Below are 16,427 nucleotides of genomic sequence, written 5' to 3' on the forward strand. Positions count from 1 at the left end.
TTTTGTCACTTTTGCCCGACCGTCGCTTTCCCAGCATGGTCTGGGGGTTGCCGCTATCGCGGCGCGGCAAACGACCGCTAGCCGCCGCAGGTCGGGTTCGCGCTCTTCGACGCCGCTACCCGCCGAACCGATTCGTTGACGCGGTCCATGCTCAGCTGACCCGAGTTGACCGCCTGCTCAAGCGAATCCAAGACCGCGGGCACCTCGTCGGTGGTGATCCACAGCGCGACGTCGGCGCCGGCCTGCAGGGCGCGCAACACCGCTTCGGGGACGCTGTAGCGCTCGTTGACCGCGGCCATGCTGGACAGGTCGTCGGTGTACACCAGCCCGGTGAACGGCGGCCCGCCATAGGCCCCGGATCGCAGCAGGTCGTAGGCGGGTTTGGCCAGGCTGGCGGGGTCGGTGCCGGTCAGCCCCGGCACCTGGAGGTGTCCGAGCATGACGGCGACGGGGTGCTGTGTGGTGAGCGTCTGGTACGGGATGAGGTCGTCGGCCTTCAGCTGCTCGAGCGGCGGGGTGCTCACGCCGCCGGTGTGCGAATCGCCGGAGCCGTGTCCGTGGCCGGGGAAGTGTTTGAGCACGGGCAGCACGCCGGCTTCACGCAGCCCGCGCGCGTACTCACCGGCGTAGGTGGTCACGGTCTGCGGGTCCGCGCCGAAGGACCGATCGCCGATCACGGTGTCGTCAGGGGCGTCGGTGACGTCGACGACGGGGGCGAAATCGACTGTGACACCAAGCTCTTTCATCGCCAGACCACGCTGCAGCGCGATGTTGTACACCTCCTCGGGTGAGCTGGTGGCGGCGAGTTCGCGCGGCGTCGGCTGCGACCCGATGATGCTCGACAGTCGTTGCACCCGGCCGCCTTCCTCATCGGTGCTGACCGCCAGCGGCAGCGGACCGGAGGACGCGACGATCTCGCGCAGGGAGCCGTCCTGCAGCATCGACAGGTCGGTCCAGCTGCCGATCATGATGCCGCCGACGTGGTGGTCGGCCACGACGGCGCGAGCGTCGTCGGCGCCGGTCACCCCGACCATCAGGAGCTGGGCGAGCTTGTCGCGGGTCGACATGGTGTTGACCAAGGCCTCGGCGTCGTTGCACGACGGCGGAGTGGGTGCAGCCGACGGCGGCGGCGACGCCTCGTTCGACGGCGGCGTCGTCGGCCCGGACAGCCGGGGTTTCACAACCCACACCACCGCGACAGCCAACAGAGCCACGGCGAGCAGCACAAACGCGATGGGCATCCAGCGGGACGACCCCATCCTCTGCTTGACGCTGCTCAGGACATTCGAGGCACGTGGCATGGGCACGAAGTTACCCGGCGCGGAAACTTCGACACCCACACCTGATCGCAATATGCGAATATCTGCCCATGACCTCCCCGGAAGACCCCGAGGAACGAATCAGGCAGCTGGAGCAGTCGGCCGCCTCGTACGGGGCAGTGGAGCTGGGCGCCGAGCACGCCCCGCGCGAAGGCGTCGATCCGTCGTCCCAGCTCCCTCCGCCGCCGGCCTACAACACGCCAGTGCCCCCTGCCTATGCGCCCCCGCCCGCATTCGGCCCGCCCCCGCCGCCCTACGGAGACGCGCCGTCATACGGCGACCCCTATCAGCCGCCGTTCGGCACGCAGTACACCCCGATACAGAAGAAGGGTGCGCCCGTCGGGTTGATCATCGGCCTGGTCGTGTTCGTCTTCCTCGCCGTCTTCGGTGCGATCGCCGCGTTTGTGTGGAACATGTCGTCGACGATCGAGGGGGTGGCCGGCGGCGGCGGGTCGGTCGACCGGCCGAACACGCCGACCTTTCGCCCGCCGACGATCACGCTGCCAAGCATTCCCGCGATTCCCACCATCCCCAGCACCGTGGAAGAGACGCCGAAACCCGGCGGACAGTTCAGCGTCGCGGGTGTCGACAACGTCAGGACGATCCCCTGCAACGACAGCAACATCAGCGTCAGCGGCGTCAACAACACCATCACGCTGACCGGACACTGCCTGAGCGTCACCGTGTCCGGCGTGGACAACAACGTCACCGTCGACAGCGTCGACACCATCGGAGCGTCAGGCTTCGACAACGAAGTCATCTATCACTCGGGCGATCCAAAGGTCGACGCCACGGGATCGAATACGGTCTCCCGCGGCTGAACTTCCGGTGGCCGCTCGGATGGCGCCGCCTAGGAGCGGTGGTGGCCACGCCGGAGGATCCGGAGGCGCGAGTGGCGGCCCTGGAGGCCTCGCAGGCCGATTGCCACGCAGTGCCGCCGGCGGTCAATGCGCTGGGAGCCAACCAGCGCGAACACTCGCGGCGTGTGACGACGGTCGAGACGCGCTTGGGTGCCGTCGAGTCCGGGCTCGCCGACCTCCGACAGGAGGTGCGCGCGGGCTTTCGTTCTGTCGACGAACACCTCGCCGAACTCAAGGATCTGGTGATCCGCCGCATCAACGGCACCTAACTTCTTGCCCCCCGGAAGCACTAGTCGATCTGCCAACCTCTTAGCGACTTTGTCGCTCAAGATGGGGTCCGCGGTAGTAATTGAGCGACTCTGTCGCTACGAGGTTGGCACGAAGGCATGTCACCCCTCGGGGCTAAGGTCGGGTCACAGGAGAGGAACGACGTGAGTAAGCAGACCTCGACACCCAAACTGACCGGCCAGTTCGCCAAGGCGCTCGTCTACGCCGAGCTGAAGCACCACAACCAGGTCCGCAAGGGCGGCGACATTCCCTACATCGGCCACCTGCTCACCGTCGCCGGGTTGGTCATCAACGACGGCGGCTCCGAAGCCCAGGCCATCGCGGCGCTGTTGCACGACACCGTCGAAGACGCAGGCGGACCCCCGACGCTCGAGGAGATCCGGCGCAACTTCGGCGAGGACGTCGCGCGCATCGTCGATGAGTGCAGCGACACCGACGTCGTGCCGAAACCGCCGTGGCACGAACGCAAGAGCGCCTACATCCGCCATCTGCGACAGGTGGGCATGGACACCCTGCTGGTGTCGGTGGCCGACAAGCTCGACAACGCCCGCTCCATGCTGCGCGACTACCACGAACACGGCCCCCAGCTATGGGAGCGCTTCAACGTGAAAGACCCCCGCGACCACCTCTGGTACTACGGCGAACTCCTGGCCGCGTACCGCCAACGCGGGCTGGACAGCTGGATGGTCGACGAGCTCGACCGCGTCGTCGACGAGCTCAAGCGTCTTGTCGACGGCGACGACCGCGTCATCCTGGTCTGACAACGCGGTCGCGCCGCTTATGGTGGACGCCTGATGGCACTGCACCTGCACCGTGCTGAGCGCACTGACCTGCTGGCCGACGGCCTCGGTGCCCTGCTATCGGATCCGCTGCCCAACCCCTTCGCCGAGGAAGTCGTCATCGTCCCCGCCAAGGGCGTCGAACGGTGGCTCAGTCAGCGGCTGTCGCACGTGCTCGGCCGTGGGCGGGGCGACGACGGCGTGTGCGCAGGCATCTCGTTCCGCAGCCCGCGCTCATTGATCGCCGAGATCAGCGGCACCGACCGCGACGACCCGTGGTCACCCGACGCCATGGTGTGGCCGCTGCTCGCCGTCATCGACGACACCTGCGACGAACCCTGGTGCTGGACACTGGCCACCCACCTCGGCCACTTCGAACAGGGCGACGAACGCGAACTCCGGCAGGGCCGCCGCTACGCCGTCGCCCGACGGCTCGCCGGGCTCTTCGCCTCCTACGCCCGCCAGCGACCGCAATTGCTCATCGACTGGGAAAGCGGGGACGACGGCGGTATCGACGCCGACCTGCGATGGCAGCCGGCGCTATGGCGCGCGCTGCTGGACCGCATCGACGCCGACCCGCCCCATTTCCGGCACGCCAAAACCGTTGCCACACTGCAGGAGTTGCCCACCGATCTGCCGGAGCGCATCTCCCTGTTCGGCCACACACGCCTGCCGTCTACCGAAATCGAACTGCTCGACGCGCTGGCCACGCATCACGACCTGCACCTGTGGCTGCCGCATCCCAGCGACGACCTGTGGACGTCGCTCGCCAACGACCGCGGACCCGTCCCGCGCCGCGACGACACCTCCCATCGGCGGGTCCACCACCCGCTGCTCGCGACACTCGGACGTGATCTGCGCGAACTGCAGCGCGCCCTGCCCGCCGACGCGCAGACCGACGAATACCTCGGCAGCGGAACGCATCCCGAGACGCTGCTCGGCTGGCTGCAGTCCGACATCACCGCCAACGCCGTGCGCCCACAGGGCCGTACCCTCAGCGCCGACGATCGTTCCGTGCAGGTGCACAGCTGCCACGGCCCCGCCCGCCAGATCGACGTCCTGCGCGAGGTACTGCTCGGCCTGCTCGCCGACGACCCCACCCTCGAGCCGCGCGACATCCTCGTCATGTGCCCGGACATCGAGACCTACGCACCGCTGATCGTCGCCGGATTCGGCCTCGGCGACGTCGTCGACGGCGCGCATCCCGCGCATCAGCTGCGCGTCAAACTCGCGGATCGTGCACTGACACAGACCAATCCGCTGCTCGGGGTCGCGTCACAACTGCTCACGCTCGCCGGTGGACGCGCCACCGCCAGCGAGGTCCTCAACCTCGCCGAGGCGGGTCCCGTGCGCGCCTGCTTCAACTTCAGCGACGATGACCTCGACGCCATCGCCGACTGGGTGCGCGAGGCGAACATCCGCTGGGGCTTCGACCGTGCGCACCGCCACCCGTACGGCGTCGACTTCCTACAGAACACGTGGCGCTTCGGCATCGACCGCGTGCTCGCGGGAGTGGCGATGTCCGACGATTCGCATGCGTGGCTGGACACCACGCTTCCGCTCGACGACGTCGGCAGCAACCGCATCGAGCTCGCCGGTCGGCTCGCCGAGTACGTCGAACGGCTGCAGGCGTGCGTCGAATCACTCTCCGGCGCACGGCCATTACGCGAATGGCTCACCGCGTTGTCCACCGGCATCGCCCGGTTGACCGCGGTGTCCGATGCCGACCTGTGGCAGTCCAGCCAGGTCGAGCGCGAGTTCAACGAGGTGCTCGCGAAGGCCGGACCGCATGCCGACACGCTGATGCGGTTGCCGGACATCAAGGCGCTGCTCGACCGTCACCTCGCCGGCCGGCCGACCCGCGCGAACTTCCGCACCGGCACGCTGACCGTGTGCACGATGGTGCCGATGCGGTCGGTGCCGCACCGCGTCGTCTGCCTGGTCGGGCTCGACGACGGCGTTTTCCCCCGGCTCGGGGTGGTCGACGGCGACGACGCGCTGGCCCGCGATCCGATGACCGGCGAGCGCGACATCCGTTCGGAAGACCGGCAATTGCTGCTCGACGCGATCGGCGCGGCGACCGAGAAGCTCGTCATCACCTACACCGGCGCCAACGAGTACTCGGGGCAGCGCAAACCGCCCGCGGTGCCGCTCGTCGAACTGCTCGACACGCTCGATGTCACCACGTCGGAGAAGGTTCGCGATCGGGTACTCACCGAACATCCGTTGCAGCCCTTCGATGTTCGCAATGTGACGCCGGGCGAGCTCGGCATGCCGCCGGGTAAACCGTTCACGTTCGACCCGACCGCTCTCACCGTGGCCCAGGTCGCGACCGGCCACCGCGCCCAGCGTCCGCGTCTCATCGGTCAACCGCTGCCCCCACCGCCGCCGGACGACCTCGCCCTCGACGACCTGATCGGCTTCTTCAAGGACCCGGTGAAAGGGTTCTTCCGTGCGCTGGACTACACGCTGCCCTGGGACGTCGAAGCGGTCGAGGATGCGATGCCCGTTGAGATCGACGCCCTGCAGGAGTGGAAGGTAGGCGACCGGATGCTCGATGACATGCTGCGCGGCATGTCGCCCGAGAACGCACGGGAGGCCGAATGGCGTCGCGGCTCGCTGCCGCCGGGCAAGCTGGGCTGGCGCACGGCGACGGAGATCTGCGTCAAGGCCGACGCGCTGGCCAAGGCCGCGAAGCGACACCGCACCGTCGAGCCGGACGCCTATGACGTCGACATCGACCTCGGCGGGCGCCGCATCACCGGCACCGTCCCGCGGCTGTACGGCGACCGGCTCGTCGCGGTCACGTACTCGAAGCTGGACGGGCGGCACCTACTGGAATCGTGGATTCGCCTGGTGGCGTTGACGGCCCAATATCCAGGCCGGGAGTGGACGGCGGTGTGCATCGGTCGCCCGAAGCAGGCGGGCCCGCCGAAGGAGCGGCTGTTGGGTCCGCCGGACGCCGCGCTCGAGGTGCTGCGCGATCTCGTCGCCATGTACGACGAGGGACGTCGCCAGCCGATTCCGTTGCCGCTCAAGACGTCCTATGCGTGGGCAGAGACCGAGCACCACCGCGGCACGCCGATGCGGGAGGCAAGCTGGAAATGGAAGACCGGCCGCTACCCCGGTGAGGACCAGGAGCCTGCCCACGTGCGGGTGTGGGGCCCGAGCTATCCGCTGGAAGACCTGGTCGCCGCCGGCCTGCCGGACTATGCGACACGGCTGTGGTCGCCGATGCTCTCGGCCGAGAGGGATCCCGACTGATGGAGATGGTCCCCTTCGACCTGCTGGGTCCGCTGCCTGCGCCGCGGTCCACGACCGTGCTCGAGGCGAGCGCGGGGACGGGTAAGACGTTCGCACTCGCGGGCCTGGTGACGCGTTATGTCGCCGAGGGTGTGGCGACGCTCGATGAGATGCTGCTCATCACCTTCGGGCGCGCCGCGAGCCAGGAACTGCGGGAGCGGGTGCGCAGCCAGATCCTCGAGGCGCTGCTGGCGTTCGACGACCCGTCGACGGTCGGCGATAACCAGATCCTCAAGCATCTGCTCGATGCCGACCCCGACGAGCTCGCCGAGCGCAAGCTCCGGCTGCGGGATGCGCTGGCCGGATTCGACGCCGCAACCATCGCGACCACGCATCAGTTCTGCCAGCTGGTGTTGAAATCGCTTGGAGTGGCGGGTGATACCGATGCGGGCGTGCAGCTGGTCGAAAGCCTCGACGATATCGTCGCCGAGATCGTCGACGACCTGTACCTGGCGCACTTCGGTCAGCAGAAGGACGATCCGCAGCTGACCCGCGAGCAGGCACTCGACCTGGCGCGACAGGTCGTCGCCAACCCGCACACCGAGCTGCGGCCGTTGGATCCGCCGCCGGGTCTCGAGCCCGCGGTGCGTGTCGACTTCGCCAAGGCCGTGTGCGCGGAGCTGGAGAAGCGCAAGCGCAAGCTCGGCATCCTGCACTACGACGACCTGCTCTCGCGGCTCGCGAACGCGTTGGAGCCCACCGATTCTCCGGCGCGGGCCCACATGCAGCGCCGCTGGTCGATCGTCATGGTCGACGAGTTCCAGGACACCGACCCGGTGCAGTGGCAGGTGATCGACCGCGCGTTCTCCGGCCACTCCACGGTGATCCTGATCGGCGATCCGAAGCAGGCGATCTACGCGTTCCGCGGCGGCGACATCGTCACGTACCTGCACGCCGCCGAGAGCGCGGGCGAACGTCGCACCCTCGGCACCAACTGGCGCAGCGACGGCCCGCTCGTCAACAGACTGCAGGCGGTGATGCGCGACGCACAGCTCGGCGATTCCAGGATCGTGGTCCGGGAGGTCGAGGCCAACCACAAGGAGCACCGGCTCAAGGGTGCGCCACACAACGAGCCGTTCCGGCTGCGGGTGGTGTCGCGGGACACGTTGCGCACCAAACCCGATCGCACCATCACGATGGACCGGCTGCGGCCCCATATCAGCGCGGACCTGGCGTCCGACATCGCCGCGTTGCTGTCGAGCGGCGCGACGTTCTGCGACCGGCCGCTGCGGCCCGGTGACATCGCCGTGATCGTCGAGACGCACCGTGACGGCCGGGCCTGCTTCGACGCCCTCGCCGCGGCGCGCATTCCCGCCGTGTACACCGGCGACTCGGACGTGTTCTCGTCGCAGGCGGCCGACGACTGGCTGTGTCTGCTGGAGGCCTTCGATCAACCCCACCGCTCCGGGCTGGTGCGCGCGGCGGCGACGACCATGTTCTTCGGCGAGACCGCGGAAACCCTTGCCGCCGAGGGTGACACGTTGACCGACCGCATCGCCGACATCCTGCGCGAATGGGCCGACCATGCGCGCGACCGCGGCGTGGCCGCCGTGTTCGAGGCCGCACAGCTGAGGGGAATGGGCACCAGGGTGCTGTCGTGGGTCGACGGCGAACGCCACATGACCGACCTCGCGCATCTGACGCAGGTGCTGCACGACACCGCCCATCGCGAGCACTTCAGCCTGCCCGCGCTTCGCGACTGGCTACGGACACAGCGCGAAGAGCCCAGCGGCGCCGTCGAGCGCAATCGCCGCTTGGACAGCGACGCCGCAGCCGTGCAGATCATGACGGTGTGGGTGAGCAAGGGCCTGCAGTACCCGGTGGTGTACCTGCCGTTCGCGTTCAACCGCAACATCCAGACCCGCGACGTCGTGCTGTTCCATGACGGCGACACCCGCTGCCTGCACATCGGCGGCGAGCAGAGCCCGGATTACTCGGCGGTCCAGCAGTTGGGCCGGCGTGAGGCGGCCAGCGACGACGTCCGGCTCACCTATGTCGCGCTCACCCGGGCACAGTCGCAGGTGGTCGCATGGTGGGCGCCGTCGTGGGACGAACCCAACGGTGGGCTGTCGCGGCTGCTGCGCGGCCGGCAACCCGGCGACCCGGTGGTGCCCGACCGCTGCGACCCGCCGAAGATCGACGACGCCGACGCGCTGACCGCGCTGCGAGCCTGGGAGACCGCCGGCGGGCCGGTGCTCGAGGAGTCGGTGATCACACCGCCCGTCGAGGTCGAATTGCCGCCCACACCATGGGGTCTCGACGTGCGACACTTCCACCGTCGGATCGACACCTCCTGGCGGCGGACGTCGTATTCGGGCCTGATCCGGGCGGCCGAATCGGTGGGGGTGACCAGCGAGCCGGAGGTCATCGAACTCGATGACGAGGTCGGCGAGGTGCCCGTGCACGAGCCCGCCGACGTCGGGGCGGATGTGCCGTCGCCGATGGCCGACCTGCCGACCGGTGCGAAATTCGGCACGCTGGTGCACGCGGTGCTCGAGACGGCGGACCCGTTCGCCGACGATCTCGCCGCCGAGCTGGAGTCGAAGATCCGCGAGCACTCGGTGTGGTGGCCCGTCGACGCCGCGCCCGAAGACCTGGCGACGGCGATGGTGCCGATGCACGACACCCCGCTCGGTCCGCTGGCGCCCGGGTTGACGCTGCGCCAGATCGGTCTGCGAGACCGCCTGCAGGAGATGGAGTTCGAGTTCCCGCTGGCGGGTGGCGACGTGCGGACCGGCGCGCCGTCGATCACCTTGGCCGACGTCGGCCGGCTGCTGGCCGAACACCTGCCGTCCGACGACCCCCTCGCCTCGTACGCCGATCGCCTGTCGGGCGGTGCCCTGGGTGCGCAGTCGCTGAAGGGGTACCTGACGGGGTCGCTGGACGTGGTGTTGCGGGTGGACGGCCGCTATCTCGTCGTCGACTACAAGACGAACTGGCTGGGCGAGCCGGGGCGGTCGTTGACGGCCGCGGACTATGGCCAGCCGCGGCTGGTCGAGGCGATGCTGCATTCGGACTACCCGCTGCAGGCGCTGCTGTATAGCGTTGTGCTGCATCGGTTCCTGCGGTGGCGACAGTCCGGCTATTCGCCGGAGAAGCATCTCGGCGGCGTGCTGTACCTGTTCGTGCGGGGCATGTGCGGCGCGCAGACGCCGGTGGTCGACGGGCATCCGGCGGGGGTGTTCAGCTGGCAGCCGCCGGCGGCGCTGATCGTGGCGCTGTCGGACCTGCTCGACGCGGGAACGGTGGCGGCGTGAGTCTTCTCGAGGCGTTCGCGGAGTTGTTCGAGCCGGCCGACGTGCACGTCGCACGCCGGCTCACCGCGATGGCGAAGGAGAGCGACGAGACGGTCCAGTTGGCGATCGCGATTGTGGTGCGGGCGCTGCGCGGCGGCTCGGTGTGCGTGGACCTGCGGTCCGTGGCCGAGCAACTCGAAATGCCCGACCTGCCTTGGCCGGTACCCGACGCGTGGCTGGCGGCGGTGCGGGCGAGCCCGCTCGTCACCGACACTCCGGTGCTGCGGCTGTACGGCGATCTGCTGTACATGGACCGCTACTGGCTCGAGGAGCAGCAGGTGTGCGAGGACGTGCTGACACTGCTGTCCTCGTCGCTGCCTGGCGCGGTCCCGAGTCTCGAGCGACTGTTCCCCAAAGGGTGGGAGGAGCAGCGAGCGGCCGCGGAAGTCGCACTGTCACAGTCACTTACGGTGCTGACAGGCGGTCCGGGCACGGGTAAGACGACCACGGTCGCGCGGCTGCTGGCGTTGCTGGCGGAGCAGGCGTCGCTCTCGGGGCGTCCGCCGTTGCGTATTGCATTGGCGGCGCCGACGGGTAAGGCGGCGGCGCGGCTGCTGGAGGCGGTCCAATTGGAGGTCGACAAGCTCGACCCCGTCGATCGCGACCGGCTGCCGGAGCTGAAGGCTTCGACGCTGCATCGGCTGTTGCGGTCGCGGCCGGACAACTCGTCGCGGTTCCGGCACCACCGCGAGAACCGGCTGCCGCACGACGTCATCGTGGTCGACGAGACGTCGATGGTGTCGCTGACACTGATGGCGCGCCTACTCGAGGCGCTGCGCCCCGACAGCCGGCTGCTGCTCGTCGGCGACCCCGACCAGCTGGCGTCCGTCGAGGCCGGGGCGGTGCTGGCGGATATGGTCGACGGCCTCGGGGCGGAACGGATCGCCGAGCTGAAGACGTCGCACCGGTTCGGCGAGTCGATCGGCAAGCTGGCGTCGGCGATCCGCACGGGCGACACCGACGAGGTCATCGCCTCGCTTCGGGCCGGCGGGGAGCACATCGAGTGGCTCGAGACCGACTCTCCGGCCGAGCAGCTGCGCAAAGTGCTTCTCCCCCATGCGTTACGGCTGCGGGAGGCGGCGACCCTCGGCGACGCGAAGGCCGCGCTGTCGACGCTCGACGAGCACCGGCTGCTGTGCGCGCACCGCCGCGGGCCGTACGGGGTGCGGTTCTGGAACCACCAGGTCGAGCGGTGGCTGACCGACGCGACGGGCGAGCCGCTGTGGACGCAGTGGTATGCGGGCAGACCCCTCCTCGTGACGGCCAACGACTACGGGCTGGGCCTGTACAACGGCGACACCGGCGTGACGGTGGTGCGCGACGAGGGGCTGCGCGCGGTGGTGGCCGCCGGCGGGGAACCTCTGGAGTTCGCGACGGGGCGGCTCTCCGAGGTCGACACGATGCACGCGATGACGATCCACAAATCGCAGGGCAGCCAGGCCGACGAGGTGACCGTCCTGCTGCCTCCCGAGGACTCGCGGCTGTTGACCCGCGAGCTCTTCTACACCGCGGTCACGCGCGCCAAGGAACGCATCCGCGTCATCGGGACCGAGGAGTCGGTGCGGGCGGCGGTGCAGCGGCGGGCGGTCCGAGCGTCGGGCCTGGCGCAACGATTGCGGGCCTGATTTTGTGCGATTTCGGCGTATTTAGTCGCGCTGAGCGCGACTGCGCACACCGAAATCGCCAGAAATCACGCGAGTTCGAAGACTGGAATCACGCGATCGGTGCGCTTCTCGTACTCGCCGAACCCCGGCGCGCGCTCGACGACGATCCGGTAGATGCGGTCGCGCTCGTCGCGCGGCAGCTCCTTGGCGACGACGGACCGCGGCGGATCCGCGCCGATCTCGACGTTGACCTCGGGATGGGCTCGCAGATTGAACACCCAGGCCGGACTCTGATCGCGCCCCGCCGCCGACCCGACGACATAGATCTTGTCGTCGATGTCGAAGTAAGCCACGAGGTTGATGCGCTCTTCGCCGCTCTTCGCGCCGGTCGAGGTCAACAGCAGCAGCGGGAAGCCCTCGAACTGCCCGCCGACCTTCCCGCCGTTGCGGCGGAACTCCTCGATGTTCTGCTTGTTGAATTCGCGTTCCCCGGCCATCGCATCATCGGACATGCCCCCATCGTGACACTTCTGCTCACCCGCCGTTGCACAACGCAGGTACCGTGAGGCCGTGGCCGAGATCGCCCGCACCCGCACCATCGCGGCTGCCCCACAGGAAGTCTGGAATGTCCTCGCGGACTTCGGCGCCCTCAGCACGTGGGTCGACCGCGCCGACCACTCGAGCATCCTCGTGCACGGCCCCGACGGCGGCCCTGTTGGCACCAGCCGGCGGGTGCAGATGGGTCGCAACACGCTCGTAGAGACCATCGTCGAGTTCGACCCGCCGCGCGCCCTCGCCTACGAGATCGACGGACTGCCGAAGCAACTGGGTCGCGTCACCAACCGCTGGAGCCTGAGACCGCAGGGCGACTCGACATCGGTCACATTGACCAGCACCGTCGAAATCGGTTCCGGCCCACTACGACAGCTCGCCGAACGTGCCGTATGCCGCGTGATGGCCCGCGAGTCCGGCGGCATGCTCGCCGGACTCGACAAGCGATTGGAGAACTCTCGTGTCTGAGCGCCCCGACATCGTCATCATCATGACCGACGAGGAACGTGCGATACCTCCCTACGAGTCGCCCGACGTGCTCGCATGGCGCGACCGCACGCTGACCGGCCGCAAATGGTTCGACGAGCACGGCGTCAGCTTCACCCGTCACTACACCGGCTCGCTGGCCTGCGTGCCAAGCCGCCCAACGATTTTCACCGGGCAATACCCCGATCTGCACGGCGTCACGCAGACCGACGGCATCGGCAAGGTGTACAACGACTCCCGCATGCGCTGGCTGCGCCAGGGCGAGGTGCCCACACTCGGAAACTGGTTCCGCGCAGCGGGATACGACACCCACTACGACGGCAAATGGCATATCTCGCACGCCGACCTCACCGACCCCGCCACCGGCGGCCCCCTCGCGACCAACGACGACGACGGCGTCATCGACCACGAGGCGGTGCAGCGCTATCTCGACGCCGATCCGCTTGCGCCGTTCGGGTTTTCCGGCTGGGTCGGCCCCGAGCCGCACGGCGCGCTGCTCGCCAACGCCGGCATCCGCCGCGACCCGCTGATCGCCGACCGCGTCGTCGCCTGGCTCAACGACCGCTACGCGCGGCGACGCGCAGGCGACCCCGAGGCGCTGAAGCCGTTCCTGTTGGTCGCCAGCTTCGTCAACCCGCACGACATCGTGCTCTTCCCCGCGTGGGTACGCAGGAGTCCGGTCAAGCCGTCGCACCTCGACCCGCCGCACGTCCCCCTCGCGCCCACCGCCGATGAGGACCTGTCGACCAAGCCGGCCGCGCAGATCGCCTTCCGCGAGGCGTACTACTCCGGCTACGGGGTCGCGCCTGCGGTCGACCGGACGTACAACGGCAGCGCCCAGCGCTACCGCGACCTCTACTACCGACTGCACGCCGAGGTCGACACGCCGATCGACCGGGTGCGCCGTGCGGTGACCGAGGGCGGCTCGGACAACGCGGTGCTCGTGCGGACCTCCGACCACGGCGACCTGCTCGGCGCGCACGGCGGCCTGCACCAAAAGTGGTTCAACCTGTACGACGAGGCCACCCGGGTGCCGTTCGTCGTCGCGCGGATCGGCGTGGACGCGACGGAGGCGCGCACCGTGACGGCGCCGACGTCACATGTGGATCTGGTGCCGACGCTGCTGGGCGCCGCGGGCATCGACGTCGCAGAGGCGGCGGCGACACTGAGGGAGTCGTTCTCCGAGGTGCACGACCTGCCCGGCCGGAACCTGATGCCGGTGGTCGACGGGGCGCCCGCCGACGAGACACGCGCGGTGTACCTGCTGACGCGCGACAACGTGCTGGAGGGTGACACCGGCGCATCGGGGCTGGCGCGCCGATTGAAGCTGACGACGAATCCGCCTGCGCCGCTGCGTATTCAGGTTCCCGCACACGTCGCCTCCAACTTCGAGGGGCTGGTCATGCGCGTCGACGAGGCTGACGGCGGCGAGGGTCACCTGTGGAAGCTGGTGCGCACATTCGACGACCCGGCGACGTGGACGGAACCCGGGGTGCGACATCTCGCGGCCAACGGGCTGGGCGGCGAGGCCTACCGGACGTCGCCGCTGGACGACCAGTGGGAGCTTTACGACCTGACCAGTGACCCGACCGAAGCCGTCAACCGGTGGCCGGACCCGGCGCTCGACGACCTGCGCAGGTACCTGAGGATGCAGCTGAAGCAGGTGCGCACCGACGCCGTCCCCGAGCGGAACAATCCCTGGCCGTACGTGTCGCGCCGGCCGGCGACGGGGCCGTCGTTCGCGGCGCAACTTGTCGCCCGGGCGAGGAAACGCCTGCGCTAAACCGATTTGTGTGCGTTCGAGAGCGCTCACCGCTCCTAAACGCACACAAATCACCAGAGAACCCATCTGCACCATCAACGGGGTAGAGTTTGACCGGGTTGATCTCACAGCCCCACGGAAACGTCTCGGCGGCGACACTGCTCCCCGCCGGCCCGGGTGCCTAACCCGACGTCAGCCGCAATTCAGGTCACGAACGGGCTGGGGGGCTCGGGTGCCTGCAAGCGAAGAGTTCGTAACGACTTGGATCTGTGTCGGCGTGCGCGGAGGTTCCGCAGGCATCGGGTCTGTACAGTCAGTTCGTCCGACATGCACGGCACGTCGCCCCGACCGGTGCGGCGAAACACCTGGGGTCAATACAGAGGAGAGACACACCTCCACCGTCCTCGTCGGTCCGCAACCGGACCGGGCGACAGTCGAACCCCAGCGGCTCCCATACCACCTGGCGCACAAGAAGATTCGCGCAGGATCACTACCACAGCCGATAAGCGGTGCCAGCGCGCCGAGGCCAGAGGGATTGCCGTGAGCCGATTCACCGAGACGATGTACCGCAACGCCCAGTCCAGTTCGAAGGGCATGGTCACCGGGGAGCCCGATGCGCCCGTCCGCCATTCCTGGGCTCAAGTCCATGACCGCGCCCGACGGGTGGCCGGCGGGCTGGCCGCGGCGGGTATTGGGCCTGGTGACGCCGTCGCTGTGCTGGCCGGGGCCCCGGTCGAAATCGCCCCGACCGCGCAGGGAATCTGGATGCGCGCCGCCAGCGCGACCATGGTTCATCAGCCCACTCCCCGCACTGACCTGGCTCGCTGGGCCGAAGAGACCACCGCGGTGATCGACATGATCTCGGCGAAAGCCGTCGTCGTCTCCGATCCGTTCATGGCCGCGGCCCCGGTGCTGGCGGAGCGCGGGACGACGGTGCTGACGATCGAGTCGCTGTTGGCGGGCGCTCCAATCGAGCCGCTCGACAGCTTCGACGACGATGTGGCGTTGATGCAGCTGACGTCGGGCTCGACAGGCTCCCCCAAGGCCGTCCAGATCACGCATGCCAACATCGTCGCCAACGCCGAGGCGATGGTCGTCGGCTGCAATTTCGACGTCGACTCCGACGTGATCATCAGCTGGTTGCCGTGCTTCCACGACATGGGGATGACCGGATACCTGACGGTGCCGATGTACATCGGGGCCGAGCTGGTGAAGGTGACGCCGATGGACTTTCTCCGCGATACGTTGTTGTGGGCCAAGCTGATTGACAAGTACAAGGGCACGATGACGGCGGCGCCGAACTTCGCTTACAACTTGTTCGCCAAGCGGTTACGTCGCCAAGCCAGACCCGGCGAGTTCGATCTGTCCTCGCTGCGGTGGGCGTTGTCGGGTGCCGAGCAGGTCGACCCACTCGACGTCGAGGACCTTTGCGATGCCGGCGCACCGTTCGGGTTGAAGCCCGAGGCAATCGTCCCGGCGTATGGGATGGCCGAGACGACGGTGGCCGTGTCGTTCTCAGAGTGCGCCAAGGGCATGGTCGTCGACGAGGTGGACGCCGATCTGTTGGCTGTCCTACACCGTGCCGTCCCGGCCACCAGGGGCCACACCCGACGGCTGGTCTCGCTCGGCAAGCCACTGCAGGGCCTGGAGGTCCGGATCGTCGACGAGGACGGTAGCGTGCTCACGGCGCGCGGTGTCGGTGTCATCGAGGTCCGCGGCGAACCCGTGACCAGGGGCTACACCACCGTCGCCGGTTTCATTCCGGCCCAAGACGAGCGCGGCTGGTATGACACCGGTGACCTCGGCTATCTCACCGAAGCCGGTGATGTGGTGGTGTGCGGACGCCTCAAGGACGTGATCATCATGGCCGGGCGCAACATCTACCCGACCGACATCGAACGCGCCGCCTGCCGCGTCGACGGGGTTCGTCCCGGTTGTGCCGTCGCGGTGCGCCTCGACGCCGGCCTGTCACGCGAGACTTTCGCCGTCGCGGTGGAGTGCAAGGAATTCGCGGATTCCACACAGGTCCGCCGCGTCGAACGGCAGGTCGCCCACGAGGTGTTCAGTGAGGTCGACGTGCGACCCCGCAACGTCGTGGTGCTCGCACCCGGCACCATCCCCAAGACACCGTCGGGCAAGTTGAGGCGCACGCAAGCACTCTCGCTGGTGGGTTGACGA

At 68.5% G+C, this 16,427-nt stretch carries 11 protein-coding genes; 9 read left to right on the forward strand and 2 right to left on the reverse strand.

The window, feature by feature from the left end:
- Positions 1-77: 77 nt before the first annotated feature.
- Positions 78-1,259: a glycoside hydrolase family 3 N-terminal domain-containing protein gene (locus G6N43_RS27285; RefSeq protein ID WP_083157289.1), complete on the reverse strand. Its 1,182-nt coding sequence runs from the start codon at positions 1,257-1,259 to the stop codon at positions 78-80.
- 110 nt (positions 1,260-1,369) lie between these two features.
- Here G6N43_RS27285 and G6N43_RS27290 point away from each other — a divergent pair, with 110 nt between their 5' ends.
- The 6 genes from G6N43_RS27290 (at position 1,370) to recD (ending at position 11,470) form a co-directional block, all read left to right on the forward strand.
- Entirely contained in the window at positions 1,370-2,140 is a 771-nt protein-coding gene (locus tag G6N43_RS27290) for a DUF3060 domain-containing protein (RefSeq protein ID WP_163658229.1), read from the forward strand.
- Between the two features lie 41 nt (positions 2,141-2,181).
- Positions 2,182-2,448 (forward strand): hypothetical protein, encoded by a 267-nt coding sequence (locus tag G6N43_RS27295; RefSeq protein WP_083157034.1) that lies wholly within the window; start codon positions 2,182-2,184, stop codon positions 2,446-2,448.
- Between the two features lie 162 nt (positions 2,449-2,610).
- Positions 2,611-3,228: an HD domain-containing protein gene (locus G6N43_RS27300; protein WP_083156992.1), complete on the forward strand. Its 618-nt coding sequence runs from the start codon at positions 2,611-2,613 to the stop codon at positions 3,226-3,228.
- 33 nt (positions 3,229-3,261) lie between these two features.
- Complete coding sequence (recC, locus tag G6N43_RS27305) at positions 3,262-6,510, forward strand: exodeoxyribonuclease V subunit gamma (RefSeq protein WP_083156993.1); 3,249 nt, start codon at positions 3,262-3,264, stop codon at positions 6,508-6,510.
- A 5-nt stretch (positions 6,511-6,515) separates the two neighbouring features.
- Positions 6,516-9,806: an exodeoxyribonuclease V subunit beta gene (gene recB / locus G6N43_RS27310; RefSeq protein ID WP_083157035.1), complete on the forward strand. Its 3,291-nt coding sequence runs from the start codon at positions 6,516-6,518 to the stop codon at positions 9,804-9,806.
- Complete coding sequence (gene recD / locus G6N43_RS27315; RefSeq protein WP_083156994.1) at positions 9,803-11,470, forward strand: exodeoxyribonuclease V subunit alpha; 1,668 nt, start codon at positions 9,803-9,805, stop codon at positions 11,468-11,470. Before recB ends, recD begins: the two co-directional genes overlap by 4 nt.
- Positions 11,471-11,535: 65 nt before the next feature.
- Here the strand turns inward: recD and G6N43_RS27320 are convergent, their stop codons facing one another.
- The gene (locus G6N43_RS27320) at positions 11,536-11,961 is read right to left on the reverse strand and encodes a nitroreductase family deazaflavin-dependent oxidoreductase (RefSeq protein WP_083156995.1); all 426 of its coding nucleotides are present in this window, start codon (positions 11,959-11,961) and stop codon (positions 11,536-11,538) included.
- Positions 11,962-12,019: 58 nt separating this feature from the next.
- Between G6N43_RS27320 and G6N43_RS27325 the strand changes: the two genes are divergently transcribed.
- The 3 genes from G6N43_RS27325 (at position 12,020) to G6N43_RS27335 (ending at position 16,424) form a co-directional block, all read left to right on the forward strand.
- Positions 12,020-12,469: an SRPBCC family protein gene (locus G6N43_RS27325; RefSeq protein WP_083156996.1), complete on the forward strand. Its 450-nt coding sequence runs from the start codon at positions 12,020-12,022 to the stop codon at positions 12,467-12,469.
- Entirely contained in the window at positions 12,462-14,270 is a 1,809-nt protein-coding gene (locus G6N43_RS27330; protein WP_083156997.1) for a sulfatase family protein, read from the forward strand. Before G6N43_RS27325 ends, G6N43_RS27330 begins: the two co-directional genes overlap by 8 nt.
- Positions 14,271-14,789: 519 nt before the next feature.
- On the forward strand, positions 14,790-16,424 hold the full coding sequence (locus G6N43_RS27335; protein ID WP_083156998.1) for a fatty acyl-AMP ligase: 1,635 nt from the start codon (positions 14,790-14,792) through the stop codon (positions 16,422-16,424).
- Positions 16,425-16,427 lie beyond the last annotated feature (3 nt).

Source organism: Mycolicibacterium moriokaense (assembly GCF_010726085.1).
Classification (GTDB): domain Bacteria; phylum Actinomycetota; class Actinomycetes; order Mycobacteriales; family Mycobacteriaceae; genus Mycobacterium; species Mycobacterium moriokaense.

What these genes read in the sequence shown, in the direction of transcription:
- G6N43_RS27285 (WP_083157289.1), bottom strand. Translation starts at nt 1,259, where the DNA reads ATGGGGTCGTCCCGCTGGATGCCCATCGCGTTTGTGCTGCTCGCCGTG.
- G6N43_RS27290 (WP_163658229.1), top strand. Translation starts at nt 1,370, where the DNA reads ATGACCTCCCCGGAAGACCCCGAGGAACGAATCAGGCAGCTGGAGCAG.
- recC (WP_083156993.1), top strand. Translation starts at nt 3,262, where the DNA reads ATGGCACTGCACCTGCACCGTGCTGAGCGCACTGACCTGCTGGCCGAC.
- recB (WP_083157035.1), top strand. Translation starts at nt 6,516, where the DNA reads ATGGTCCCCTTCGACCTGCTGGGTCCGCTGCCTGCGCCGCGGTCCACG.
- G6N43_RS27320 (WP_083156995.1), bottom strand. Translation starts at nt 11,961, where the DNA reads ATGTCCGATGATGCGATGGCCGGGGAACGCGAATTCAACAAGCAGAAC.